General features: G+C 66.2%; 19 protein-coding genes. 9 read left to right on the top strand and 10 right to left on the bottom strand.

Annotated features, from left to right (window positions below):
- Window positions 1-10 precede the first annotated feature (10 nt).
- Both D9R14_RS22810 and D9R14_RS04730 read right to left on the bottom strand, forming a co-directional pair.
- Complete coding sequence (locus D9R14_RS22810) at window positions 11-4,885, bottom strand: FkbM family methyltransferase (RefSeq protein ID WP_147452945.1); 4,875 nt, start codon at window positions 4,883-4,885, stop codon at window positions 11-13.
- A gap of 91 nt (window positions 4,886-4,976) precedes the next feature.
- Window positions 4,977-5,678: an FkbM family methyltransferase gene (locus D9R14_RS04730; RefSeq protein ID WP_170168496.1), complete on the bottom strand. Its 702-nt coding sequence runs from the start codon at window positions 5,676-5,678 to the stop codon at window positions 4,977-4,979.
- A 461-nt stretch (window positions 5,679-6,139) separates the two neighbouring features.
- On the opposite strand from D9R14_RS04730, the gene D9R14_RS04735 reads away from it, so the two are divergent.
- The 3 genes from D9R14_RS04735 to D9R14_RS04740 all read left to right on the top strand — a co-directional run bounded on the left by D9R14_RS04735 (window position 6,140) and on the right by D9R14_RS04740 (window position 10,195).
- Window positions 6,140-8,317: a malate synthase G gene (locus D9R14_RS04735; RefSeq protein ID WP_121622172.1), complete on the top strand. Its 2,178-nt coding sequence runs from the start codon at window positions 6,140-6,142 to the stop codon at window positions 8,315-8,317.
- 112 nt (window positions 8,318-8,429) lie between these two features.
- Complete coding sequence (locus tag D9R14_RS23035) at window positions 8,430-8,579, top strand: hypothetical protein (RefSeq protein ID WP_170168487.1); 150 nt, start codon at window positions 8,430-8,432, stop codon at window positions 8,577-8,579.
- A gap of 347 nt (window positions 8,580-8,926) precedes the next feature.
- Window positions 8,927-10,195, top strand: coding sequence for a mechanosensitive ion channel family protein (locus D9R14_RS04740; RefSeq protein WP_170168497.1), 1,269 nt, complete (start codon window positions 8,927-8,929; stop codon window positions 10,193-10,195).
- 21 nt (window positions 10,196-10,216) lie between these two features.
- Here D9R14_RS04740 and D9R14_RS04745 read toward each other — a convergent pair whose 3' ends face one another.
- From D9R14_RS04745 to D9R14_RS23480, 4 genes are all read right to left on the bottom strand, one after another.
- Window positions 10,217-10,708 carry a DUF2938 family protein gene (locus D9R14_RS04745; RefSeq protein WP_170168498.1) on the bottom strand — a complete coding sequence of 164 codons (492 nt, stop codon included), beginning with the start codon at window positions 10,706-10,708 and terminating at the stop codon, window positions 10,217-10,219.
- A 2-nt stretch (window positions 10,709-10,710) separates the two neighbouring features.
- On the bottom strand, window positions 10,711-11,259 hold the full coding sequence (locus D9R14_RS04750; protein WP_121622175.1) for a carboxymuconolactone decarboxylase family protein: 549 nt from the start codon (window positions 11,257-11,259) through the stop codon (window positions 10,711-10,713).
- Window positions 11,260-11,272: 13 nt separating this feature from the next.
- A complete protein-coding gene (locus D9R14_RS04755; RefSeq protein ID WP_121622176.1) occupies window positions 11,273-12,982 on the bottom strand; it encodes a thiamine pyrophosphate-binding protein in 1,710 nt (569 codons plus the stop codon).
- Window positions 12,983-13,085: 103 nt separating this feature from the next.
- Window positions 13,086-14,549, bottom strand: coding sequence for a DUF3300 domain-containing protein (locus tag D9R14_RS23480; RefSeq protein ID WP_121622177.1), 1,464 nt, complete (start codon window positions 14,547-14,549; stop codon window positions 13,086-13,088).
- Between the two features lie 260 nt (window positions 14,550-14,809).
- On the opposite strand from D9R14_RS23480, the gene D9R14_RS04765 reads away from it, so the two are divergent.
- Window positions 14,810-15,643, top strand: a complete 834-nt coding sequence (locus tag D9R14_RS04765; protein WP_121622178.1) for an aldo/keto reductase — start codon at window positions 14,810-14,812, stop codon at window positions 15,641-15,643.
- Window positions 15,644-15,649: 6 nt separating this feature from the next.
- Here D9R14_RS04765 and D9R14_RS04770 read toward each other — a convergent pair whose 3' ends face one another.
- The 4 genes from D9R14_RS04770 to D9R14_RS04785 all read right to left on the bottom strand — a co-directional run bounded on the left by D9R14_RS04770 (window position 15,650) and on the right by D9R14_RS04785 (window position 18,498).
- Window positions 15,650-16,567 carry a cation diffusion facilitator family transporter gene (locus tag D9R14_RS04770; protein ID WP_121622179.1) on the bottom strand — a complete coding sequence of 306 codons (918 nt, stop codon included), beginning with the start codon at window positions 16,565-16,567 and terminating at the stop codon, window positions 15,650-15,652.
- Between the two features lie 106 nt (window positions 16,568-16,673).
- Window positions 16,674-17,396, bottom strand: coding sequence for a TIGR02281 family clan AA aspartic protease (locus tag D9R14_RS04775; protein WP_121622180.1), 723 nt, complete (start codon window positions 17,394-17,396; stop codon window positions 16,674-16,676).
- Window positions 17,386-17,628 (bottom strand): DUF1289 domain-containing protein, encoded by a 243-nt coding sequence (locus D9R14_RS04780; RefSeq protein WP_121622181.1) that lies wholly within the window; start codon window positions 17,626-17,628, stop codon window positions 17,386-17,388. The genes D9R14_RS04775 and D9R14_RS04780 overlap by 11 nt, the downstream gene beginning before the upstream one ends.
- A 69-nt stretch (window positions 17,629-17,697) precedes the next feature.
- On the bottom strand, window positions 17,698-18,498 hold the full coding sequence (locus D9R14_RS04785) for an adenosylcobinamide-GDP ribazoletransferase (RefSeq protein WP_121622182.1): 801 nt from the start codon (window positions 18,496-18,498) through the stop codon (window positions 17,698-17,700).
- Window positions 18,499-18,761: 263 nt separating this feature from the next.
- On the opposite strand from D9R14_RS04785, the gene yajC reads away from it, so the two are divergent.
- The 5 genes from yajC to D9R14_RS04810 are packed head-to-tail and all read left to right on the top strand — an operon-like array spanning window position 18,762 to window position 23,345.
- Window positions 18,762-19,118, top strand: coding sequence for a preprotein translocase subunit YajC (gene yajC / locus D9R14_RS04790; RefSeq protein ID WP_121622183.1), 357 nt, complete (start codon window positions 18,762-18,764; stop codon window positions 19,116-19,118).
- 39 nt (window positions 19,119-19,157) lie between these two features.
- Window positions 19,158-20,765, top strand: a complete 1,608-nt coding sequence (secD, locus tag D9R14_RS04795; protein WP_121622184.1) for a protein translocase subunit SecD — start codon at window positions 19,158-19,160, stop codon at window positions 20,763-20,765.
- A gap of 11 nt (window positions 20,766-20,776) precedes the next feature.
- The gene (gene secF, locus D9R14_RS23485) at window positions 20,777-22,069 is read left to right on the top strand and encodes a protein translocase subunit SecF (RefSeq protein WP_210210813.1); all 1,293 of its coding nucleotides are present in this window, start codon (window positions 20,777-20,779) and stop codon (window positions 22,067-22,069) included.
- Window positions 22,066-22,464 carry an Mth938-like domain-containing protein gene (locus tag D9R14_RS04805; RefSeq protein WP_245420558.1) on the top strand — a complete coding sequence of 133 codons (399 nt, stop codon included), beginning with the start codon at window positions 22,066-22,068 and terminating at the stop codon, window positions 22,462-22,464. Before secF ends, D9R14_RS04805 begins: the two co-directional genes overlap by 4 nt.
- A 5-nt stretch (window positions 22,465-22,469) precedes the next feature.
- Window positions 22,470-23,345: a phytoene/squalene synthase family protein gene (locus D9R14_RS04810; RefSeq protein WP_121622185.1), complete on the top strand. Its 876-nt coding sequence runs from the start codon at window positions 22,470-22,472 to the stop codon at window positions 23,343-23,345.
- Window positions 23,346-23,398: the final 53 nt, after the last annotated feature.

Below are 23,398 nucleotides of genomic sequence, written 5' to 3' on the forward strand. Positions count from 1 at the left end.
GATCAATGCATTATGAACCCACTGTTTCATGGAACATATCGCGAGGGGGCGCGCCATCTGCATTTTCAATACTTGTAAGCAGTCCCGTCATGGTATCAATCACGCTTTCCCATGAATGCCGCTCGGCATAGGCTAGCGTCTTTCGTGCCGCAGCTTGATAAATGTCGTCCGACTTGAGTATCGCGAGAATTCCATCCGCCAGCTCGTGAGCATCCGTTGAGCAGGTGACCGCAACATCGCGGATATCGTCGAAAATCGAAGACCTGCTAACAATGACTGGCAAACCCACGGATAGGGCATCGGCGACGGCGGCACTCCCTCCCTCTCCGCTTTCGCTGTAGGGAAACACGGCCAGATCCCCCTTGGCGAGTTCAGAAAGCAAGGTCTCCTTGTCGAGGTAGCTGAAATCGACATCAACGTATGCCCCAATGCCAAGCAGCGAAATTCTGCTCATGAGGTCGTCCCTCGTCGCCTCGGAGTCGTCACTTGGATAGAGCGAGCATAGGAGCCGAAGCCGCGCATTGGGAATCTGCTCTCGTACCCGGCCAAACGCTTCGATCAAACGATCGAGTCCCTTGTGCGCACGAAGAAAGCCGTTGGAGACAATGACTGGCGACAATCTATCGCGCGGCGCCTCACGCTGCGCAATGGCACCGCGCATGGGCAACGCAAACGGAAGATGTAAAAGCCTGACACCATCCGAGTTTGCCTCGATAACGTCTCTCTTTTTATGCGTGAGCACAGGAACTCCGAATGCCTGCATCTCCAACACAAATTTCGCGTGCTCACGTGAGTACGCGTGCATGACAACAATTATACGAGCGCCGAGTTCGACGAACAGTGAGATTAGCCTCCGAAGTTCATTTGATGGCAGAAAAGCCTCATGATGTTGAACAATTACATAATCAGCGTTAGATTTAGATACAAGATAATCGATATTGTCTCGCAGTCGACTATCCTGATATCTTACATTATCATTAAACCAGGCAACAACTGACTGATCCTCCAGTCCAGTCAATACGGGTTCAGAAGTCGGTGTCTCGCATGTAAATGAAGTAGACGAAAACCCGATTAAATTCATGTTATTCATAATAGTCCTGGTGTATTCGCCAATTCCACATTTGTGGCCGACTGTGCTAAAATGAACAAATTGCTTATTTTCAGTGGAAATTGTTACCTTCTTTGCCGCGCCACGCTTTTTGAGCAGCTCAGTGGTAAGGAGTATGCCCAATTCAGGCGAAATTCTCTCCCAGGAAAATCGGTCTTCGACGAGTCGTCGATTTTCCGTACCCTCGAAGTGCCGACGCTTGGGATTCTTGCCAAGGGACTTCAAGGCGGCTGGCATCTGATCGATATCGCAGACCGTGATCCCATGAGACGAGGTTTGCACTATACCTCGCGCTCCGATTGGCGTCGTTACGATCGGCAGGCTGGCTGCGGCATATTCAAACATCTTAATGTTCGTTCCGGAACCCGACATCATGGGATTTATCGCGATGTCACACGCAAAATTCCAAGCTCGCAGGTCCTCATCAGATAAGTAACCAACCACGCGAACGTTCTTAGGCAGGTGCTGAGGAAGCGATGCGCAAACGCCTCCAGCAACGACAAACAGGATCTCGGGGCAGGCAGGGGCAATCTGCTCAACGATCGTTCTGGCGGCTTCAGCATTCGGGCCGTAGTCACTTCCTACAAAGAAGGCTGCCACGCTGTGCTCACCCAAGCCGACACGTCGCCGCGAACTGCCCTTCAGCGACATATCCATCGCCGGGAAGACGCCTGTAAACACCCCATTCGGGACGACTTCCATTGAGCCTAGCGGCCAACCATAGTGCCGGGCAAATCGGTCCCTGTCCTCCGCCGAGCACGCCAGGATCAGGTCAGCCCGCCCGCCGACCAGGCTCTCCGCTGCTTCCACGGCCTCGACAACGGAGGCTTGAAATGAATCCTCACAGTCCAGAATTTGCTTACGTAAGGCGATTTCCACGTTATGCGAGTCATACACCACCAGCTTGTCGCGCAATTCCTCATCGGAAATGAGCGGAGCAGCCCACGGGTGGGAAAAAATAACAATATCAGCCCACGCAACGGCTGATTTTATTGCATGAATATATTCAGGAGAAAGGTATGCATGCTGCGAGAATAGCATGTCTATCACGACTTTGCCGCCGGCTCTTGATTTTGCAAGGTCCGCCTCGGCGTAATGTGCCTCGCTTAAGGGGAATGCGAATTCTTTAAGCGACGGTGAAAGTCGATTTTCGCACGTGATTTCGCCCGGCCAATCGTAAGCGCCGACATACCGGGTCTCAAAATCATCTCCAAGATTGTGGTAAAGTCCGAGCAAGCGCAGCCTGCCGCCACCAATTGGCGGCGTAATCGGCTGCATATCAACAACGCATACTCTGAGCCGTTCACGCCCCTTCCCGATGATCCCAAGGGAGCCAAGGGCGCCCTTGGGGCGACCGAGCTCCTCAGCAACTCGACCCCATGTGATCTCCCGGGCAATTTCCGCTGCTCGCGCCCCCATTCTCTGCGCGCCATCCCGATCGGACCAGAGACGCGCCATGGCTGCTTCGAGGCTTTCCGGACTTGGCTCGCAAACAAACCCGGTTTCTTCGTTCGATACGAATTGCACGGGCTCGCCGGAATCGAAACATGTGATTACCGGCTTGCCGTAGGCGAAGGCCTCAATCGTCACATAGCCGTAATCTTCGCGGATCGGACAGAATATGACAGCAAGCGCTCCCGCATAAAGCTCCTTGAGCCTGGCATCGTCGACGTATCCCTCGAACGTTATTCGAGCATCGTCACCCGCGAGCCGCCGAAGTTCGGCTTCCTGCTCGCCGGAGCCGGCGATCCGCAGCTTGAATGGCAGCGGCGAGCGCTTTATTGCCTCAATAGCGAGGTCGACCCGCTTCCACCGGTGCAATCGACCCGGAAGAAAGAAATAATCTCCAACAGGAGCTGGCGCGGTGCCAACAAGATCGAGCCCCGGATGAAGAACTGCGGCGTCCAAATTATTGAATGCACGCAAACGTTGCGCGACTTCATTGCCGATTGCATAGCGTCGCCTGATCCGGGAGAGGGCCTCGGTGTCAGACCGAATGATCCAATTTCGTTGATCGACATGATAAGAAGCCGCATCTGGAAAGGTGGAGTCGAACATGTCATAAAATACACGGATGGTATGTACGAGATAAACGACGTGATTCCGATGCTTTGCGCAATAAGATGGCGCCTTCGTTGATATAACAATATCATAGTCATCAAGTGTCATGGACTCGAAGAGCGCATACCCTGCCTGAATTGACTCGAACGTTGATTCGTCAAACGGGACCGCAATTAAGTCCGCGTCAAATCCAAGGTCGCTCACAGCGGCTGTAAGGCCGCGGTAAAGCCGTTCCGCCCCGCCGGTCGCGCCACTGGGGGAGACTACAGCCAGTATCGCAGCACGAGGCCGCTCTTTCCTGCGCTTGCCGGACCCGAGCTCCACTGGCAGGGCAAATTTTGCGTCATCTGCCAGATGGGCTCTCGGCAGCTGCCGGTAGGACGCGCTCTCCATCCAGCGCCGAAATGCGGGCCTTGGCGAGCCGTCCTTGTTCAGAACCCACCCGGACGTTCGTCTGCGCGGCTTTCCGCTCGTGTGGAACAGCGCCCGACGGACGAATTTGACGGGACGGCCGCTGCGGCGGAAGAGAAGCCTCTCCCACATTTTGGTGCGCCAATCGGACGGATCGCTATCCGGCCCAATCAGGGCCCGCATCGGCCGCGCAAGCCGCCATATCGCAGACGAAGTTATTCGAGCGATGAAATTTTCAAGTTCGACGTTTCTCGCGACGAACTCGGCCAACCTGCGCTCAGAATCCTCCATAGATCCCTGAACGCTCGCGACCAGGCCGGCAAGTTCGACGTTCCTGGCGGCCAGTTCAGCCTGCTTGCGCTCAGAATAATCCAAAGACGCCTGGGTGCGTGCAACTACGCCGCGCAGACTGTCACAATCAGTTTTTTCGGATTCGAGGCGTTGTTTAAGGTCCAATATTTTTGCTTGGAGGCTATCTATCCGCAGCGACGCGCAAGATAACTCGTCCATCATTCGTGACTGCTCCGAACTATATTCCTCATTCCTCTTTTGTTCGGATGAAAGTATATCAATGAGTGACGAACGGTCGGCTTCGTGCTCCGCGTTCAATAAGCGTGCAAACAAGCTGTCCTTTGTGATGGAGAAATCGTCAAAATAATTTGCTCCTGGTCCGAAATGCGCGCCAAGTTCTTGGTGGGAAGAATGAATATAATACCGATTAAGGCCGTCAAAATAGGCGAAAACATAGCCGCGTTGCGATAATTGCGGCTCCCACTCGGAGAAATTTTCTTCCGATGACATCGGAACAGTGCTTTCGGCCACTACGATCCACGGGCGAACGTCCGAGCTACCCCAGCTTCGTAGGACATCGCTCTCCATGCCCTCGACGTCGATCTTGAGCCAATGGATCTCTCGCCCTTCGAGTCGACCCAAAACATCCGCTAGGGTCACGGTCTCGGCGACCAACTCACGGGAAACCCAATTTGCGTCCTCGTGCATCCGCGCAAATTCAGGAACGCCGGTGGTCAGCCCAGTTCCGTCGAAAGCAGTGAGGGCGATCTGCCCCGGCTGCGTTGAAACGGCGGCCTGAATGATTACTTCGTCCGGCCGCAATCGCCGAAGTGCATCTGCAGCCTCCGGCGATGGATCCACATGAACGCCGCGCCATCCCCGTTGGTAGAAAGCAAGGCTTACGGAATTTATGATAGGGTCGTGGGCGCCAATATCGACATACGTGCCTTCGATGACATGCTTAAGTGCGCGCATCAGGATCACGTCTTCGAAATTTTGGGCGTATGAAATCAAAATCGCCTCCTTTTGCGAAACGGGGTGTCGTAGAATGATAATAATATTGCCCGTGATCGATGATTGAACATGAGAATGTGGGCGCGAAATTCTAGTGATCAATCAGAGAATCTGCGAGATGCCTTTTTTCATTTGGGATGGCGATGTAATCCCAGAAATGTTGAGCATGTGAATATGTCCTGAAAGACTCGTGATCGTCTACGAGAGTTCCGGTTATTGAAAATACTGAATAATTGTTTGCCGCAAATATTTCAAATATATCTTCCGGCGTATCGTGATACGAAAGGAAGGATGCGGCGCCGCATTCAAAAGCAACAATAGGGCGCGACGTGCCGATCATTGTCGCCGCGCCGCGCAGTATATCTAATTCGCCACCTTCCGCATCAATCTTAAGAAATGCGACGGACATTGACGATGGAACTAAATCATCGAGGCGGCGAGTGGCTACGCTAAGTTTTATGATGTCACTCGGCACATCATTGTATATCGCGCGTTCCTTCAGGCCCGATTCGCCTGGAAGATTAGGGATATAGAAAAAATCAGTAATTCCACTTGTCGAAGAAAGCGCAAAGGGGAAAACGACAGCATTGACAACGCCGCGAGAAATTATCTCCAGATAAAGTTGATGGCGAGCTTGGGGAAGGGGCTCAAAGATAAATACCGTTCCATTCCCGCCAACGAGTTCAGACAATGGAAATGCGTGCCGTCCGACGTGCCCGCCTACATCGACAACGAGTTGATTCGTTAAATCGAGACCTCGATAGAAGGTCTCCAGCATAGCTTCGTAGTCCACGTTCACGCCCCGCAATACTGGGTGGAATGGAAACGTCGATGGAGAGCCATGGAATCTCTCCATGAGAAACTCGGGCAGCCGCAGGCGAACATGGTCGCAGGCATCGCGTACGCTAAAAACGTCATAGCACCTCCCTTACGAGTATCATATTTTCGGAGCGGTAGTGTGGCAACCGCCTCCGCGAGCCGCCGCGTTGTTTTTTCCACCCCCGGTTACATTCCTGTCGCCGTTCTAGCGGGTGAATCGGATGGCACGGGCGCCAGCGAACGGCCGGGTATCCGGAGCAGGCGCCAAGACGCATGCCCATCCTTCCCCTGCGTGCGAAGGTGTGTTGCCGCATCGCGACCTGCGAAGCATGCGCATTACCGGGTAAGGTCCGCGCGCGAGGCTTCTGGCGCCGCGGTCGGCGCCAGTGCTCCTCAGGATGCGCCTCGCTTGGGAAAGGACGACACCGCGTGACGATGGCAAGTGGGACCGAGGCCCGCGTGGAACGCGCCGGGCTCAACATCGCCCGTGCTCTGCACGATTTCATCGAGACGGAGGCACTGCCCGGCAGCGGCATCGAGGGGGAGGCGTTCTGGACCGGCCTGTCCGCGATCGCCCATGACCTCGCGCCGCGCAACCGCGCGCTGCTCGAACGGCGCGAGGAGCTTCAGCGCAAGCTCGACGCCTGGTATCGCGAAAACGGCGCGCCGCTCGATCTCGACGCCTATAAGGCCTTCCTCGCCGAGATCGGCTACCTGGCTCCGGAGGGCCCGGCCTTCAGCGTCACCACCGCCAATGTGGACCCGGAGATCGCCGAGGTGGCCGGCCCGCAGCTGGTCGTGCCGGTGATGAATGCACGCTATGCGCTCAACGCCGCCAACGCGCGCTGGGGCTCGCTCTATGACGCGCTGTACGGCACCGACGCCATCCCCGAGACCGACGGCGCCGAGAAGGGCACCTCCTACAATCCCGCGCGCGGCGCGAAGGTCATCGGCTGGGGCCGCGCCTTTCTCGACGCGAGCGCGCCGCTCAAGGACGGCTCCTGGGCCGCCGCCGGCACCCTCTCGGTGAAGGACGGCGCGCTGGTGGTGGGCGCCACCGCCCTCAAGGACCCGGCCCAGTTCGCCGGCTATCGCGGCGAGGTGGCCGCGCCCTCCGCCGTGCTGCTGAAGAAGAACGGCCTGCACATCGAGATCGTCGTCGACCGCGCCAGCGTGATCGGCAAGGACGATGCCGCCGGCATCTCCGACATCGTGCTGGAGGCGGCGCTCACCACCATCCAGGACTGCGAGGATTCCGTCGCTGCGGTGGATGCCGACGACAAGGTCGTCGTCTATCGCAACTGGCTCGGCCTGATGACGGGCGACCTGAAGGAGGAGATCGCCAAGGGTGGGCGCACCTTCACCCGCGCCCTCAACCCGGATCGCGCCTACACCGCCCCGGACGGCGGGACCCTGGTGCTGCCCGGCCGCTCGCTGATGCTGGTGCGCAACGTCGGGCACCTCATGACCAATCCGGCCATCCTGCTGAAGGACGGCACGGAAATCCCCGAGGGCATCCTCGACGCGGCCGTGACCGCGCTCATCGCCTTGCGCGACGTCGGCCCCAACGGGCGCCGCGCCAACAGCCGCGCCGGCTCCATGTATGTGGTCAAGCCGAAGATGCACGGGCCGGAGGAAGTGGCGTTCGCCGGGGAGATCTTCGACCGCGTGGAAGACCTGCTCGGCATGCCCCGCGACACCATCAAGGTGGGCATCATGGACGAGGAGCGCCGCACCACGGTGAACCTCAAGGAGTGCATCCGCGCCGCGTCCAGCCGGGTCGCGTTCATCAATACCGGCTTCCTCGACCGCACCGGCGACGAGATCCACACCTCCATGGAGGCCGGCCCCATGGTGCGCAAGGGCGACATGAAGCAGGCCTCCTGGATCGGCGCCTATGAGAACTGGAACGTGGATACGGGCCTTGAATGCGGGCTCGCCGGCCATGCCCAGATCGGCAAGGGCATGTGGGCCATGCCGGATTTGATGGCCGCCATGCTGGAGCAGAAGATCGCCCATCCGAAGGCCGGCGCCAACACCGCCTGGGTGCCGTCCCCCACCGCCGCGACGCTGCACGCCACGCACTACCACAAGGTGGACGTGCATGGCGTCCAGGCCGCGCTGCGCAGCCGCCCCAAGGCGAAGCTGGACGACCTGCTCACCATTCCGGTCGCGGTGCGGCCGAACTGGACGGCCGAGGACATCCAGAAGGAGCTGGACAACAACGCCCAGGGCATCCTCGGCTATGTGGTGCGCTGGGTGGACCAGGGGGTGGGCTGCTCCAAGGTGCCGGACATCCATGATGTCGGCCTGATGGAGGACCGCGCGACGCTGCGCATCTCCTCCCAGCACATCGCCAACTGGCTGCGCCACGGCATCTGCACCGAACAGCAGGTGATGGAGACCATGAAGCGCATGGCGCAGGTGGTGGACCGGCAGAATGCGGGCGATCCCGCCTACCGCCCCATGGCGCCGGACTATGACGGCTCCATCGCCTTCCAGGCCGCCTGCGACCTCGTCTTCAAGGGGCGGGAGCAGCCGAGCGGCTACACCGAGCCGCTGCTGCACCAGCGCCGGCTGGAGCTGAAGGCCGCGCACGCCCGCGGCGCGTGATCCGGGCCACAAGGGGGACGCGGCGGCCACGCCGCGTCCCTCCGTCCGAAACCCGGCAAGCGGAACCATTGGCAAGCGGTAGCGTTGCTACACACGAACCAGTGGAGTCCCAATGATGTCGCGTCCGGTGCTGTATTCCCTCATCGCCATTCTTGCCGTCGTGGCTGGCTATTTCGCTTATGAGGCCTATGAGCGGGACCGGAACACCATGCAGATCGAGATCGGGCCGAAGGGAATAAAGGTGGATCCGCCCTCGCGCTGACCCATAGGCGCCCCCCCTTCCTCCGCGACGATTGGTTGCGCGTGAAGCGCTGCCCGCGTGCGCAGCCGCCGCTTGCCACCGGCGGCGCGTGGCGTGGGTGAGCCCGTCTCTGAGTGCGGCGCGCCCCTCGACGGTGCATGTCCTTCCTCCATCGGCAGGCGAGCGCGGCGCGACCTGCACCTAGGCCGGCGCCCCTCCCCACAAGGGGGAGGGGTGTTCCCGCTGATGCGCTCGATCACCGGGGCGGAGCCCCACGCATCGGCACCGCCGCGCGGGGACAGTGTGCGTTTGCTAGACTGGCCCGACTCAAGGACGCCGCAAGACGCGTCCGCAAGGGAGGGCGGTCGATGGACACCGGAACCACGGATCTGCTGCAGCCGGTGCGCGCGATCGCCACCGGCGTCTTCGTCAGCCTTGAGCGGATGTTCGGCGGCCTGAGCGAGTTCGACTATGGCCGGATCGCGCTCGCCATCCTCGTCTTCGCGCTCTTCTTCCTCCTGCGCCGCCTGTTCCGGCATGTGTTCTTCACCATCATCGGCAAGCTGTTCACGCTCAACATGCAGGCGTTCCGCGACGATCTCGGCCGCGCCTTGAAGGGGCCGGTGGAGCTGATGTTCGTCGCGGTCGGCACTTTCCTGGCGTTCGAGGTGCTGAAGGTGGCCGAGGATGGTGCCCTCGCCCAGTTTTCCGGCCATGTGGTGCAGACGCTGCTGATCGCCGCCGCCTACTGGACCATCATCGCCCTGGTCGACCCGCTGATGGAGCAGGCGGCGCCGCGCAGCGGCCGGATGACGGAGACGGTCATCGACTGGATCCGCAAGGCGCTGAAATGCATCGTGGCGTTCTTCGCCATCGTCGCGGTGCTCCAGCAGTGGGGCGTGCGGATCGGCCCGCTTCTGGCCGGCATGGGCATCGCCGGCGCGGCCGTCGCGCTCGGCGCGCAGGAGCTGTTCAAGAACCTGATCTCCGGCGTGCTGATCCTCCTGGAGCGCCGGTTCCAGTATGGCGACTGGGTAAAGGTGCCGAACGTGGTCGAAGGCACCGTGGAGAGCATCGGCTTCCGCTCCACCCGCATCCGCCAGTTCGACGATGCAGCGGTCCAGGTGCCGAATTCCGACCTCGCGGACAACTCGGTCATCAACTACACGCAGATGCGCCGCCGCCGCATCTACTGGATCATCGGCGTTCCCTATTCGACGACGGTCGAGCAGCTGCGCGACATCCGCCAGCAGATCGAGGACTACATCCACGGCGCCGACGATTTCGTCTCCTACAAGCAGGCGTCCACCTTCGTGCGGATCGATTCTTTCGGCGCCTCGTCCATCAACATCATGGTGTACTGCTTCACCAAGACGACGAACTGGGGCGAGTGGCTGGCGGTGAAGGAGAAGCTCGCCTGGCAGCTCATGGACATCGTCGCCAAGGCCGGCTCGTCCTTCGCCTTCCCGTCCACCTCGCTCTATGTGGAGAGCCTGCCGGCCGACCGGCCGGAAGCCTTCCTGCCGCCGGAGGAGGGCAGGCCGCGGCTCGCGCCCATCGACGGCGCCCCCGCAGCGGCTCCGCCCGCACCCAATCCCGCCGCCTCCAATCCCGCCGCGCCCAAGCCTCCCGGCTAGAACGCCGTCGCCGGGCGGGCGTCAGCCGCCGATCAGCGGCCGGGCGATCAGGTCGCCGGCCCACAGGCCGAAGCCCATGGCGAGGTGGCTGGAGAGATCGTGCGCCAGCGCCACCGGGCGGTTCGGCGCCCTGGCGGCCATCACGCCCGCCCCGAGCACCGGCTCCATGAAGAACCAGGTGACGCCGACCGACAGCGCCGCGAACACCAGCGCCGAGACGAGGGAGGGCGGGGCGCCGAGCACCAGCCACACGAGCCCCAGATAGACGACGGCGTAGCCGATGCCGACCACATAGTGGACGAGCCAGCCCAGCGGCCGCTCGCCCGGCACCGGCGCGGCCTTGCCGATATCGGGCTGGGTGAACTGGCCATCCCGGAAATGGCCCACCCAGCGGCCGATGAGCCCCCAGTCGGTGATCGGCAGCCCGAACACGAGGCGGCACACCTGCTGCCAGAGGTCGAGCGCCGCGGTCGCGACCACCCCGACGATGAGAACGTAAAGGGCGGCCATCATCATCATGTGCCTCGGTGGGGAGCGGGGGCGGGGAGGGCGACGTCGAAGCAGCCGTTCACCATGGCCATCATCGAGTAGAAGCCGCAGAGGGTGACGATCTCCAGCAGCCCCTCGATGCCGAAGGCGGCGATGGCGCTGTCCTGGAGCGGCTGCGGAATGGACTGGAACGCGAAGGCGCAGTCGGTGATCCGGTCCACGAGGTCGAACGGCGCGGGGAAGGCGCGCTTGTCCTGCGCCACCATCTGCGTCACCGCCTCCGGCAGGCCGGCGGCGCGGGCGGCGGCCACGTGGTCCTCCCACACGAACTCCACCTTGGAGCGCTTGGCGAGGATCAGCACCACGAACTGGTAGATGTCGCGCGGCAGCTTGCTCTCATACTTGTAGTACCAGCCGAGCTGCTCGATCAGCTTCGCAAGTTCCGGATGGTTGAGCAGCGGGATATAGGGGCCGAGATGGTGCACCCCCTTGGCGGCGCGCCGGGCGAGGATGTCCTCAAAGATGGCGCGGCCGGCGCCGGTGAGGCTTGCCGTGGGATCGGGCAAAGCGGCCATGATCTTCGCCCCCTTATTCGTGGTAGGACCAGGCGTGGGCGCCGGCCGCGAAGTCGTAGACCGGCGTCGGGCAGTCCTTGTCGGCCTTCACGTCGATCACCACCGTGGTGCCGGCGGCCACCGCCTCGGCCATGGCCTTGGGCAGATCGGCGGGGTCGGTCACGGTGATGCCGTGGGCGCCGAGCGCGCGGCCGAAGCCGGCCCAGTCGTGGTCCACTACGCTGGTCAGCTCCGAGGGCACGGCGCCGTATTGGTGGGCGCGCAGCCAGACATTGCCGAGCGCGCCGTTGTTCAGCACCAGATAGACCACCGGCAGCTTGTAGCGGGCGGCGGTCTGCACCTCCATGCCGTGCATCTGCATGCAGCCGTCGCCGGTGATGACCGCGACGCGCTGGTCCGGCCGGGCGCACTGCACGCCGATGGCGGCCGGGATGGCCCAGCCCATAGGGCCGAGATTGGTGGCCGAGACGTAGCTGCGCGGCATGTAGGAGGTCCAGTAGTGGCCGGCGAACGCGCGGTGGGCGCCGGAATCCACCAGCACGATGCCGTCGCGCGGGAGCGCCGCGCGCAGCGCCACGATCGCGCTCGCCGGGTGGATCGGCTTGCCCGGCCGGTGGCAGTTCTCGGTGTCGTAGAGGCGCGGGCCGGCCTTGATGCCGGCGATCCATTCGTCCCGCGCGGCCTTGCCCCTGGTCAGGGCGGCGGCCTCCAGCTCGCCGAGGCGCGACAGGCGGGTGAGGAAGGCCGCCGCATGGCCGGCGACGACATGGTCGGTGTCCGCCACGCAGGACAGCTCCGCAAGCGAGGTGTTCACGTGCACGAACAGCGCCTTGGAGCGTTGGCGCAGGGTCCAGTGCATGGTGTCGCGCTCGTTGAGGCCCGAGCCCAGCACCAGCAGCACGTCGATGGCGTCCGACAGCAGCGCCGCGGTGGCGTGCCGGGTGCCGGCATAGCCGAACACGCCGAGCGAGAGCGCATGGTCCTCCGGGAACACGCCCTTTGCGCGCAGCGTGGTCGCGACGGGGATCGAGAAGCGCTCGGCGAACGTCTTCAGCGCCTCGGCCGCCGCGCCTTCCTCGACCCCGGCGCCGGCGAGGATGGCAAGGCGCGGGGCGCCGGCGAGCAGGGGCACCGCCCGCTCGGCCGCCGCGGTGTCGAGCGGCGCCGCGGCGAAGACCGGAGAGACTGGGGTGTGCGCTGCATCGCACTCGCCGGTGAGCACGTCATGGGCAAGCGAGAGGTGCACCGGCCCGCGCGGCTGCGACAGCGCCTCGGCGAGGCCGTGGCGCAGCGCGTGGCCGAGATTCTGCGCGCTCGCGACCGTGAGCGAGAGCCGCGCCACGGGCCGCATGATCGATGTGTCATCGAGGGTGAACTGGCTCGCGTCCTGGAACTCGCCGAGGCCTTCCATGGCGACGGGGATCTCGCCCGAGAGCACGAGGAGGGGGGAGGAATCGGTCTTGGCGGCGGCGACCGCGGTGGTCATGTTCGCAAGGCCCGGCCCGCCGATGCCCAGCACGGCGCCGAAGCGCCCGCTGGCGCGGGCATAGCCGTCCGCCATGTAGGCCGCGCCGCCCTCGTGGGCGGCGACGATGGGGGTGAGCCTCGTCTGCCGGCCGAGCGCTGGCATGAAGGGGTCCACCAGCCCGCCCGGCACCATGAACAGGTGGTCCAGGCCTTCCGCGGCCAATGCGTCGAGAATGAAGTCGGTTCCGAGGGCCATGTCGTGTCCTCAGGTGACGGCCTCGCGGCCGGCGACGATCGGGGTCGGGTCAAAGGATGCCGATCCGGCGCAGCGAGAACCGCGGCGCCGGATCGGCGAACGCTCAGCGCTCGCCGCGCGGCCGGGCGGGCGCCGGACGGCCCTGGGGCCGGGCCTGCTGCGGCCGCGGCCGGGCGTTCTGGGGCCGCGCCTGCTGCGGCCGGGGGCGCGTGTTCTGGCTCGGGCGCTGGGTGCTCGGCCGGGTGGCGTTCGGCCGGCTTTGCCCGGTGCTGGGGCGGTTCTGCCCCGTGCTCGGACGGTTCTGGCCGGTGCTCGGACGGTTCTGGCCGGCGCCCTGTCCGGGCTGGCTGGGCGTCGCGTCCTGTCCAGGACGGCTCTGCCCGCCGGGCTGGCCCGGACGCCCGGGCGGAACGGTCGCAGGGCGGTCGGGCCGCGCCGGCGGCGCGACGCCGGGACGGCCGGGTGTACCAGGGCGGCCGGGACCGCCGGGACCGCCGGGACCACCGGGACTAACGGGATTACCGGGTAGTCCAGGCCGACCAGGTCCACCAGGACCGCCCGGTCCGCCAGGACCAACGATCGGTCCACCGGGACCACCAGGACCTCCGGGGCGGCCGGGACGGACCGGTGGCGGTACTCCGGGACGGCCGGGGCGCCACGGCCCCGGTCCCCAGGCCGGCGGGCGCGGCGCCGCCGGGCCCCAGCCCCAGGACGGCGGCCGGCGCCAGGCCGGCGGGGTCACCCAGACCGTGTTCCAGCCCCGGTTGTTCCAGCCCCAATTGTTGTTCCAGGCCGAGCCCACCAGCACGCCGGTGCCGAACGCCAGCGCCCCCACCGCCGCGGTGGTGAAGATGGTGGAGCTGTCATAGGTCGGCACATAGATGGTCTGCGGATTGGTGGGAGCGATGTAGATTACCTGCTTCCCGTTTTCCTGCCGCGTCGTCACCTGCTGCTGCGGCGTGCTCTTGAGGTTGCCCACGTCCTGCGCCTTGGCGCGCAGCATCTGGACCACCGTGGAGACGTCCTGCGGCTGGCGCACGAAGGCGTAGCCGATGGATTCGGTCCATTCCATGTGGGTCGCCAGCATGGCGACCACGTCCGGGAAGCGCACCAGCGCCTTGACCGAGCTGTCCCAGTCCATCTTGTCGACGGCCGAGAAGTCGGCCGCCTTCACCGCGGCCTGGTTGTCGGTGATCCACTGGTTCGCCGCGACAAGCTGCTGCGGGAAGGCGGCGGCCGGCATCAGCACCGCCAGCAGCGGGTCGGGATAGAGCGCGATCGGGCCGAAGATGTATTCGAGGTCGCTCACCGAATAGCTCGGCGCATCCGCCGGGATCGGGCTCGCCGCCTCAGCCGGCGCCTGGGGCGGGGCACCGCCGGAGACCGTTCCGCCCGGCTGGCCGGGCGCGGCATCGATCGGCGCGCCGGAGGGCGCGGTGGGCGGTGGCGCCGGCGGACGGTCCGTGGGTGCCGGCTGCGCCTGGGGTCCGGCGGGAGGCTGCTGGGGCGCCTGTGCCATCGCCGGCCAGGCGACGGTCGACCAGGCGAACACCGAGGCCGTCAGCACGCGGGCGAAGTTTCCGGCAGGTAAGCGGGAACGCCGTTGGGAATAAGGGACTTTCACTTCGCCCTCCAACCACATGACGCGCCGACCAGACGCGATTTTCTTCATAATCGCAAGCGGCTTGCGCAATTGCGTGCGCCTCGTCGCCCGACATGTCCCGACCCGGAGCGAACCGGCCGAACCTTTGCCGGACAGCCTGCGGGCCTTTGTACAGCGCGCGCGCTTCGCTATGGTTCCCGCCGATCCGCGCAACGGGAGATCAGATGTCGAAAACCGTGACCCTGCCGGGGGGAGAGCGCGTGCCCGCACTGGGCCAGGGCACCTGGTATATGGGTGAGCAGCCGGGACGCCGCGCCGATGAGGTGGCCGCGCTCCGGGCCGGCCTCGATCTCGGCCTCACCCTCATCGACACCGCCGAGATGTATGCCGACGGCGGCGCCGAGGAGGTGGCTGGCGAGGCGATGAAGGGCCGGCGCGACGAGGTGTTCCTGGTCAGCAAGGTCTATCCCCACAATGCCAGCCGGGCCGGGGTCGCGGCCGCCTGTGCGCGCTCGCTGAAGCGGCTCGGCACCGACCGCATCGACCTCTATCTGCTGCACTGGCGCGGCAGCCATCCGCTGGCCGAGACCATTGCCGGGTTCGAGGCGCTCCAGGCGGCGGGCAAGATCCGCCACTGGGGGGTGAGCAACCTCGACGCCGACGACATGACGGAGCTGTTCGCCGCCGGAGGGCGCGCCTGCGCCGCCAACCAGGTGCTCTACAATCCGACACGGCGCGGGCCGGAGTTCGACCTGTTCCCGGTCATGGAGAAGGCCGGCATCCCCGCCATGGCCTACAGCCCCATCGAGCAGGCGCGCCTGCCGCGCGGCGGCGCGCTCGGAGCGGTGGGACAAAAGCACGGCGCAAACCCGTTCCAGGTGGCGCTCGCCTGGGCGCTGCGCCGGCCGGACGTCATCGCCATCCCCAAGGCGAGCCGCATCGCCCACGTGAAGGCCAATGCCGCGGCGCGCGACCTCGTGCTCGATGCCGAGGACCTCGCCGCCATCGACAAGGACTTTCCACCGCCGCGGCGCAGGACGGCGCTGGAGATGCTCTGAGCCGCCTCAAGCCGAACGCGACGGCGCGGCCTCGTCCAGCGGCACGGCGATCACCACCACGTCCGCCTCGGGGATCGCCGCGCGGACGGTGCGGCGCATGGCTCGGGTCACGGCGCCCACGTCGGCGAGAGTGCGGGCGGGATCGAACGCCACGGTGATCTCCACGTGGGGCACCGTGCCGGAGCGGCGGGTGCGCACGCCGATCAGCTGCTCGTAGTCCCGGAAGGACGCGGCGAGCGCCGCCGTCACCTTGAGCTGCAGCGGCTCGGCCAGCGCCCGGTCCAGAAGGTCGGGCAGCGCCTCGTAGATCATTTGGGCGCCCACCACCACCATGAACCCGGCGCCGACGAGCCCGCCGACGGCATCGGCGATCCGCGCCAGCTGCCTGTCCGGCGACAGGGCATCAATGGCGACGCAGGCCACCACCGTCACCGAGGCCACGGCCTTGGCGAGGCGCGCCCGGAACTGGGAGAGAACGATGATCGAGGCGCCGGCCTTGGTCGCGCGCCATAGCGGTGCCAGTGGCAGGACATTGGCCAGAAGATTGTAGCTGACGAGGCCGACGGCCATCGCGGCCCAGGCTGGTGTCAGCTCCGGCGGCACGCGCCCCCCCAAAGCACGGGCAACGATGAAGCCGGCGGCGCCGATCAGCAGCGCGCCGATGCCCGCAGACAGCATGCGCTCCAGCTTGCCGACGCCGAACTCGTAGAAATAGGTCTTCCCGCGATGCACCGCCCGCAGCGTGACGAGCGCGGCGCCTTCGACGATCAGCAGCAGCCCGCCGCGCAGCAGTTCCGCCAGCATGGCGAGGGAGCCGATGTGCCAGACCGTGAACGCGTAGGGAATGAACACGCTGACGTCGAGCAGCACGGCGAGCAGGATCGCGCGTTCCTTCAGGCGGTCGTTCTCGCTGGGCTCACGCACGGCATTGGCCTCGACGACCGCAGGGCGGTTCGCGATCGTCTGGCAGTCTAGGGCCGTACGGAGCCGCTTAGGATCATCTGATTAGAGGATCGGCGGGCCACCCGGTTCAGGGCGCCTTGGGGCCGCGCATGGTCAGCCGGTCGCCGCGGAACTCGAAGCCGTCGAGGCGCGAGAGGAAGGTCATGCCGAGCAGGCTGGTGCGCAGCACGCCCGGCGGTGACACCAGAGCCGGCACCTGGCGCTCGACGATGCCGCCGACGATGATGTTGTCGATGTTGACGGCCGCCGCCTTGGTGCGCCCGTTGGCGGTCTCCACCGCCACGTCGTAGGTGAGGAACTCCACCGGCAGGCCGGCGGCCTGGGCCGCGGCATGGGTGAGCACCACCGAGGTCGCGCCGGTGTCCACCAGCATCGGCACGCCGGCGCCGTTCACCGAGGCGCGCACCGCGAAGTCGCCGGCGGCGCCGCGCGTCACCTCCACCGTGACGCGGGCGCCCTCCAGGCGCGGCACCACATAGCCCGGCACCAACTGGCCGATGACGCGCTGGGCCACCGCCTGCAGCGGATCGCGATAGGTGTAGGCGACGGCCAGCACCGCGGCGAGCACCACCCAGAAGGCCGCCGCGATCAGCGATTCGGCGACCCGCCCCCGGAACATCGACCAGGCGAACGCGCCGATGAAGATGGCGATTGACAGCTTGGCGACCAGGCTGCCGAACTGGTCGAGGTCGAGCCCGGCCACCGAGCCCTGCTCGTGATGGACCGCGAGCACCACCACCCCGCCGAACAGGCCGAGCAGCAGCAGCCAGAGCAACCTGTCACCGCGCATCGTCGTCGTCCGGCGGGCCGTCGAGGAACAGGCCGGGCTGCGCCGCGCGCAGCCGGTCGAGGCGGGCGGAAAGGCTCTCCATGATGGCGGCGCGGGCCTGCGGCGAGAGCGAGGGCCAGGAGCCGATCTCGCGCATGGTGCGCCCGCAGCCCAGGCAGATCCCGCTCATGGGCTCCAGCGTGCAGATGCGCACGCAGGGTGTCGCGATGGGGGCGGGGGTGGCTTGCGGCATCGCTTCGGCGACCGGGTCTCTCGCGGCTCGGGCCCGCATTCGGGAATCACAAACGCACCGCGCGGGCGCTCAGGCGTTCCGGGCGAAGATAAGAACGCCAAGGAGAAACGCAATCTCCGCCACCTGCTGGGTTGCGCCGGCCACGTCGCCGGTCTGGCCGCCGATCATGTGGCGTGAGAGGCGCACCATTAAGCCCAGCGCCAAAAGCGGCGCGATCAGGCCGGCGAAGGTGGCGCCGACGCCGAACGACGGCACCAGCACCAGCGCCGCCACCAGGGCCGCCACCAGCGCGCAGGAGGCGGCGGCTTCGGGGGAGGGCTGGCCGACCCCGGCCGATGCCCCGTCGGTGCGCGCCGGCGGCAGGGCGCGCAGCAGAAGGATGCCGGCGGCGCGGGAGACCGCGGCTGCGGCGGCGAGGGTGAGCGCGGCGCGCAGCGGCCCGGCGATGGTCACCAGCGTCGCGAGGCAGGTCACCCGAAGCAGCAGCGCGAGGCCGAGCGCGCTCGCGCCGTAGGTGCCGATGCGGCTGTCGCGCATGATCTCCAGCCGCCGCGCCGGGTCGCGCCCGCCGCCGAAGCCGTCCGCGGTGTCGGCGAGGCCATCCTCATGCACCGCGCCGGTGGCGAGCACCATCACCGCCACCGCCAGCACGGCCGCGGGATCGGTGCCGAATCCCACCCAATGGCCGATGAGGAGGGTGGCGGCGCCGATCAGGCCGATCACCGCGCCAGCCAGCGGGATGGCATAGGCGATGCGGTCGAGGTTCGGCGCGCCGTAGGCGTCCGCCGCGCCGGCCTTGGGCGCGACCGGCAGGCGGGAATAGAAGCGCAAGGCCACCAGGAGGTCTTCGGCGATCCGGTCGATCTGCATCAGGGCGTTCCGCGTCCGAAAGGAGAGGCGCCGGCCCGCCGCCGGCCCTTCTTGGGAGCCTTATTCGAGGCTCGGGTCAAGAGCGCCGCCGGCCCCGGCGGGCGATGCGCGGGGTCAAAAGTTCCGTAGCGGAATATGGCCACGAGGCCGCATGCGAGCATGCGTTTGCATTCGACGGGCCGCTCGGTATAGTCCGGCCGCTTCGCCGCACCCCGCCTTGGGGCGCGGCAATTCGGATTCCACGAACCAGAACGAGGACGCTCATGTTCATCTCGCCCGCTTTCGCCCAGGGCGCTCCGGCCGCCGGCGGCGGTGCCGACATGCTCATCCAGCTTGCCCCGTTCCTGCTGATCTTCGTGGTGATGTACTTCCTCATCCTGCGCCCGCAGCAGAAGCGCGCCAAGGCGCACCAGGAGATGGTGAACGCCCTGCGCCGCGGCGACGTGGTGGTGACGGCCGGCGGCCTCATCGGCAAGGTGAGCCGGGTGATCGACGAGAACGAGGTCGAGCTCCAGGTTGCCGACAATGTGAAGGTGCGCCAGCTGCGCGCCCACATCTCCTCGGTGCGCGCCAAGGGCGAGCCAGCCAAGGACGAGGTCATTCCGCCCCCGAACGTGTGATCCGGCGACGAGTGAACCTTTCATAAGACTGCGCGCCCGATGCTGCACTTCTCCCGATTCAAGATCATCGCCATTCTCGTCATCACGGGGCTGGGCATCCTGTTTGCCCTGCCGAACGTGCTGCCGCAGCGCGTGCTCGACCATCTGCCGTCGTGGCTGGCCTCCAGCCACATCACGCTCGGCCTCGATCTGCAGGGCGGCTCGCACATCCTGCTCGAAGTGGACGGGCCGGCGCTCATCAAGGAGCGTGCCGAGCAGGTGCGCGACGAGGTGCGGCGCGTGCTGCGCGACGCCAAGATCGGCTATTCCAACCTCGCCGTGCGCGACACCACGGTGAGTGTGCGGGTGCGCGATCCCGCCGATACGCAGAAGGCCGTGACCGAGCTGCGCAAGCTCGCCGCGCCCGTGACCGACAGCCTGTTCGGCAATTCCACCGGCGAGATGGACCTCACCGTCGCCTCCGGCGCCGACGGCGCGGTGAGCGTGACGCTGACCCAGACCGGCCTCAACGCCCGCATCCGCTCGGCGGTGGACCAGTCGATCGAGATCATCCGCCGCCGTATCGACCAGCTCGGCACGGTGGAGCCCAACATCCAGCGCCAGGGCGCCGACCGCATCCTGGTCCAGGTGCCGGGCCTGCAGGACCCGCAGCGCCTGAAGTCGCTCCTGGGCCAGACCGCCAAGCTCTCGTTCCGCATGGTCGACATGTCCATGTCGCCGCAGCAGGCGCTGGAAGGCCGCCCGCCGGTGGATTCGGAGGTGCTCCAGGGCCCGAACGGCGAGCCCTATCTGGTCGAGAAGCAGGTGCGCGTCTCCGGCGAGGACCTGGTGGACGCCCAGCCGGGCTTCGACCAGCAGTCGCGCGAGCCGATCGTCTCCTTCCGCTTCAATTCCAATGGCGCGCGGCGCTTCGCCGCGGTGTCGCAGGAGGCGGTGGGCCGGCCCTTCGCCATTGTTCTCGACAACCACGTGATCTCCGCCCCGGTGATCCGCGAGCCGATCCTCGGCGGCTCGGGCCAGATCTCCGGCGGCTTCACCGTGCAGCAGGCGAACGACCTCGCGATCCTTTTGCGCGCCGGCGCGCTGCCGGCGCCGCTCAAGGTGGTGGAGGAGCGCACCGTCGGCCCGAGCCTTGGCGCCGATTCCATCGAGAGCGGCAAGGTCGCGGCCTATGTGGCCTCGGGTCTCGTCGCCGTGTTCATGGTGGCGGTCTACGGCCTGTTCGGCGTGTTCGCGCTCATCGCGCTGGTGGTCCACATCACGCTGATGTTCTCGCTCCAGTCGATCCTCGGGGCGACGCTGACGCTGCCGGGCATCGCCGGCGTCATCCTCACCATCGGCATGGCGGTGGATTCCAACGTCGTGATCTTCGAGCGCATCCGCGACGAGGCACGCGAAGGGCGCTCCGCCATCTCGGCCATCGACAAGGGCTTCGTGAACGCGCTCGGCACCATCCTCGACGCCAACATCACCTCGCTCGCCACGGCCGTCATCCTGTTCCTGATGGGCGGGTCCGGTCCGGTGCGCGGCTTCGCGGTCACCTACATCCTCGGCCTTCTGACCACCGTGTTCACCGCCTATACCCTGACGCGGCTCATGATCGCCTACTGGGTGAAGTGGCGGCGGCCGGCGAAGCTGCCCATCTGAAGGCGCCGAACATGCCCTTGATCGACTACATTCCGGCGCAGACCAAGATCAACTTCATGCGCCTGCGCCACTGGACGTTCCCGCTCTCGGCGGTGATGTCCCTGGTGGCGGTGATCCTGTTCGCGACCGTCGGCTTCAACCTCGGCATCGACTTCCGGGGCGGCACGCTGATCGAGGTGCAGTCCGCGCAGGAACGCGCCGACATCGGCGCCCTGCGCGAGCATCTGACCGACATCGACGTCGGCGAGGTGCAGATCCAGGAGTTCGGCTCGCCGCGCGACGTGCTGATCCGGGTCGGCGCCACAGGTTCCGACGAGGCGCAGCAGGCCATGGTGGCCAAGGTGCGCGAGGCGATCGGCGCCGACTATTCCGTGCGCCGCGTCGAGACGGTCGGCCCCTCGGTCTCCGAGGAACTGGTGCGCCAGTCCATCCTCGCCATGGTGCTCGGCGCCTTCGCGGTGCTGGCCTATCTGTGGTTCCGCTTCGAGTGGCAGTTCGCGGTGGGCGCCATCGTGACGACGATGCACGACATCTTCGTCACGCTGATGATCTATTCGGCGTTCGGGATCGACTTCGACCTGACCTCCATCGCGGCCATCCTCACCATCATGGGCTATTCGCTCAACGACACGGTGGTGGTGTACGACCGCATCCGCGAGATGCTGCGGCGCTACAAGAAGATGCCGCTGCCGGAGCTGCTGGACACGGCAGTGAACGCCACCTTCTCGCGCACCATCATCGTCTCCACCACCACCTTCCTTGCGACGCTCGCGCTCTATTTCTTTGGCGGCGAGGTGCTGCGCGGCTTCTCGCTCGCCATGACCGTGGGCGTCGTCATCGGCACCTATTCCACCATCTTCGTCGCCGCCCCGATCCTCATCCATCTGGGCCTGCGCGCCTCCACCGTCGGCACGGTGGAGAAGCCGAAGCCGGAGGACGTGCTGGACGTGGAGGAGAATGCCGAGCTGCTCGAAGCCGAGGAGGCGGCGGAAGCCGCCAAGCCGGTGCCGGCGGCCGCGGCGGCGCCCAAGCCGGCCGCGAAGGGCAAGAGCACCGCCAAGGGCACCCCGAAGGGCAAGGCCGGCACGGCGGGCAAAGCCGCGGCGGCCAAATCCCCGGCGGCGAAGACCGCGGCCAAGGCGCCCGCTCCGGCTGTGCCGGCCGGGCCTGTGACCGTCGTGGTGCCGCCCGGTGCCGTTCCGGCGACCGACGCGCCGAAGGCGCCCGACGCGGGAGAGGCGCCCGAGGCCCCCAAGGAGGCCCCAAAGTCTCCAGAATCGCCCGACAGCCCCGGGAAGGCGTGAGCGTGGCCGGCCGGCAGGACGAGCCCGACGGCGCGCCCTTCCTGCCCCGGCAGGTGTCCATCGACGGCTACCGGGACAATTTCTTCCACTTCGCCGGCATGTCCCATGCCGGCTCGATCCTGGCGCTGCCCTCGGGCGTGCGCCCCTGGGGCGTTTCCGCCTTCCGCGATGTGGACGCGCACGCGCTCGCGCCTGTCCTCGCCGAGGCCGGGGCGTTCGAGCTTCTGTTCCTCGGCACCGGGCGCGATCCGGCGCACCTGAAGGAGCCGCTGAAGGCGCTGCTGCGGCAGGCGGGCCTCAGGTTCGAGCTGATGCCGACGCCGGCTGCCGCTTCCACCTACAACGTGCTGCTGGCCGAGGGCCGCCCGGTGGGCGCCGCCCTGGTCGCGCTCTGAGCGCCATGGCGCTCGACGCCGCCTACGCTCATTGCGCCGACCTCGTGCGCGCGCAGGACCGCGACCGGTTCCTCGCGGCTTTGTTCGCGCCCGAGGCGGCCCGCCGGCATCTGTTCGCGCTCGCCGCCTTCAACGTGGACGTGGCGCGGGTGCGCGATGTGGCGCGCGAGGCGCTGCCCGGCGAGGTGCGGCTCGCCTGGTGGCGCGAGGTGATCGAGGGCGAGGGCAGGGGCGACGTGGAGGGGCATCCGGTCGCCGCCGCACTGCTCGACACCATCACGCGCTTCGCGCTGCCCCGCGCCAGCCTCGCCGCGCTCGCCGATGCGCGCATCTTCGACCTCTATGACGATCCCATGCCGACGCTGGGCGACCTGGAGGGCTATGCCGGCGAAACCGCCTCGGCATTGCTCCAGCTTTCGACCCTGGTGCTCGCGCCCGCTGCCGCCGCGCAGACGGGCGATGCCTCCGGCCATGGCGGCGTCGCTCTGGCGCTCACCGGGCTGATGCGCTCCTTTCCCATCCATGCCGCGCGCGGCCAGTGCTTCCTGCCGCTGGATCTGCTCGCGCGCCACGGCATCGGCCGGGAGGCGGCGGTTAGCGGCACGGTGACGCCCGCGCTTCTGGCTGCGCTCGCCGACCTGAGAGGCGAGGCGCTGAGGCACCTTTCCGCCGCCGGCGCGGCGTTCGCAAAGGTCGCCGACCGCGCGGCCATCGCCCCGCCGTTCCTGCCGCTGGCCCTAGTGGCGGGCGACCTGGCCGCTCTTGCAAAGGTGCGCGATCCGTTCCGGGAGATGGCCGGCCTCTCGCCGCTGCGGCGGCAGTTCGGGCTCTGGCGCGCGGCGCGGCGCGCCGCAGCGGGAAAGACCTTCATTCGCGCCTGAGGCCTTGCCGTCCTGGGGCTACCAGCGGCCCATCGCGCATTGCGCCGGCGGGC

The sequence above is a fragment of the Xanthobacter tagetidis genome (assembly GCF_003667445.1).
Classification (GTDB): domain Bacteria; phylum Pseudomonadota; class Alphaproteobacteria; order Rhizobiales; family Xanthobacteraceae; genus Xanthobacter; species Xanthobacter tagetidis.